Source organism: Streptomyces oryzae (assembly GCF_017676365.1).
GTDB lineage: Bacteria > Actinomycetota > Actinomycetes > Streptomycetales > Streptomycetaceae > Streptomyces > Streptomyces oryzae.
The window spans coordinates 1-2,692 of sequence record NZ_JADKMA010000364.1 but is presented as its reverse complement, the minus strand read 5'-3'; the positions used below and the strand labels follow the sequence as shown (position 1 = coordinate 2,692).

2 protein-coding genes are annotated in these 2,692 nt (G+C 72.3%); both read left to right on the top strand.

Going from position 1 to position 2,692, the window contains the following annotated elements; genetic code table 11:
* Positions 1–1,317 precede the first annotated feature (1,317 nt).
* Positions 1,318–1,683, top strand: a complete 366-nt coding sequence (locus ITI46_RS34055) for a DUF4913 domain-containing protein (RefSeq protein WP_209243859.1) — start codon at positions 1,318–1,320, stop codon at positions 1,681–1,683.
* Between the two features lie 100 nt (positions 1,684–1,783).
* Positions 1,784–2,692, top strand: a 909-nt coding sequence (locus ITI46_RS34050) for an AfsR/SARP family transcriptional regulator (RefSeq protein ID WP_209243857.1), incomplete at its 3' end; no start/stop codon positions are given.

Genomic DNA, 2,692 nt, shown 5'->3' with positions numbered 1-2,692 from the left:
GGCGTGGGCGCGGGCGCGTTTCGCTGGGAGGGGGCCACAGCACGGGAGACCGCTTGGACGGCGGCCAGGGAGCGAGGGTCGGGAGCCGGTCCGGGCTGCGTGGGCACGGGGCGACGGGGCACCCCGCCAGGTGCGGTGCGCCCGGGTGGCGTCACCCGATCCCCCGCGTAGGTGGGGAGCTGGGTCAGTTGGGGTGGCCCTGTCAGGCGCGCGCTGGGGGCCGGCGCAGTCGGCTGCGTCGTGCGCCCGCGGTCGTTCTGCTGTGCGGCCGCCTCGGTGGTGTTGCGGGTGTTCGCCGATCGCCAGGGGTTGAGTCGGGACAGCCAGGATGGCGTCGTCAGGCGTCGGGCGTATGCCTCGTTGGCGAGTTCCCCGGCGAAGCCCAGCTGGAGTGGGTTTTTGTCGTGCGCATACCTGTATCGCGGCTCGCTGGTGACCAGCTTCAGTGCGGCATCCTCGAGCGCCCGCCGTTGCCTCGGGCTGAGTTGCCGGTACTGCTGTTCCAAAGGCGATGGGGCGGCTTCCCGCTGCCCCGGTGGCGGGGGTGGAGAGAACTGACCCTGCTGCGGCGGCGCGAAACCCGGCGGCGGAGGCGCGAAACCTGGGCCCGGCGGGGCGAAACCCGGCGGCGGGGCCGCGAAACCTGGCCCCGGAGGGGCGAAAGCCGGTGCCGGGGGCGGCTGTTGGAAGCTGGGGCCTTCCGGGGCCCATGGGCCGGCAGTCGGGGCAGGCGGCGCCTGGTGGGGCTGTGGCGGAGCCTGCTCGTACCCGGGTCCCTGCGTGGGCGGAGACTGCCGGAGGTCCCGTCCCCCGCCCGGCTCCTCCGCCGGCCGTCGCCTGCGCGAATAGCGCAGCAAGGTGCGCCACACGTCGCGCATGATGCGGAGTATTTCCTCCGCCGTTGCGTCCAGTTGGTCCGCGGCTCGGCTGAGCGAATCCTGCTCCGGCCGTTGCGGATCGTTCCGCGACGTGGCGGCGTCCAGCTCCTGCTCGAGCAGTTGCCGCGCCCGTCGAGTGGACCTGAGTCGGCGTGGACCGGTCGGCTCGGGCATAGGGGCGTCCTCCGTGTCGTCGACGGCCGATGCTCAAGGAACACACGGACCGGCGTGGCGCCCGGTTCACTTCGGTACGCGGGCGGGGGTGAACCGGGTGCGGCACCCGTACGTGGTGGTTCCGAAGACGCTGCCGGAGACCGACCGCGACCGCAGGAGCGAACCACAGATGTCCCAGGACCAGGGTCAGGGTCAGGGCCGGAGCCAGAGCTAGGGTCAGGACAAAGCGGACTCAGGAGAAGGCGCCCCGGCCACACCGCAGTTCATCCTTTACAAGGACGGCCACGAGTACCAGTCGGAGCTGTACCGGCTCACCCAGTGGGCGCACCACGTGCTGCTGCCCGTCTACGGCCGGGAGGTCACCTCCACGGCCCCTTGGTGCTCGCGCTGGTGGGATCACCCCGAGGCGGTGGCACAGCTCCATGGCCTGTGGCTGGCCTGGGCGCACCTGACCGGGCCCGACGCCGACATGACGGGCCCCGCCTCCTGGCACCGGGACTTCCCGGGCCCGGTGATGGGTGCTCTGCGGGATCCGATGGGCCCGTTCGCCGGGTGCAAGCCGGGAAACCACCGGCCGAGGGAGCTGCCGCCCGTCGAGCCGCTCGCCCCGCCGGAGCCGGCCGAAGGCTGACGCGGCCGGCGTGTTACGCCACGACGGCCGCTCAAGGACCAGTGGGTGAAAACGTAAGAGAGCGCTTCCGGATCGTTGGGGGATCGCTAGAGTCGAACGGGTGAACGTGAGTGATGCGAACTCCCTGCACGTCGCAGTCTTAGGGCCTGTCCGCGCACGGCGCGCGGAACAGGAACTGGCGCTCGGGTCACCACAGCAGCGGGCGGTGCTGGCCGCGCTGCTCCTGCGGCGTGGCCACCCCGTGACGATCGGGGAGCTGATCGACGCGCTCTGGGGCGAGGAGCCGCCCTCGGGAGCGGTCACCGTGCTCCGTACGTACGTCTCGCGGCTGCGCAAGGTGCTGGAGCCGGGGCGGGAGGCGGGCAGGGCGCCGGAGGTGATCGTCTCGGCCGCGGACGGTTATCTCGTCCGGGTTCCCGAAGACGCACTGGACCTGGGGGTTTTCGAGCGGCGTGTGGCCGAGGCGAAGAAGCTGCGCACCGGCGGGCAGCTCCGCGCGGCGAGCGAGCTGCTGCACGCCGCACTGGAGTTGTGGGACGGCAGACCCCTGGCAGGGCTGCCCGGGCCGCTCGCTGACACCGAACGGTACCGGCTCGAAGAGCAGCGCATGAGCGCGGTCGAGGCCCGGCTGGACGTCGATCTGGAGCTGGGGCGCCAAGAGGAGGTGGCCGCCGAGCTGACGGGGCTGACGGCGGAGCACCCACTGCGCGAGCGGCTGTGGGAGCTGCTCATGCTGGCCCTGTACCGGGCCGGGCGGCAGGCCGAAGCGCTGGCGGCATACCGGAAGATCCGGGACGTGCTGCGGGCGGAGCTGGGTGTGGAGCCCGGTCCCGCACTGCTCGATCTGCACGCCCGGATACTGGCCGCCGACCCATCGCTGCGCGCGTCCGGCCTCTCGCCGCGCGCACCCAGTCCTTTGCCGTCCACGCCCGGCTCCTCGCCGGATACGCCCGACCCCGCGCCGCACAGACCCGATTCATCACCCCACACCCCCAACCCGACGCCATAC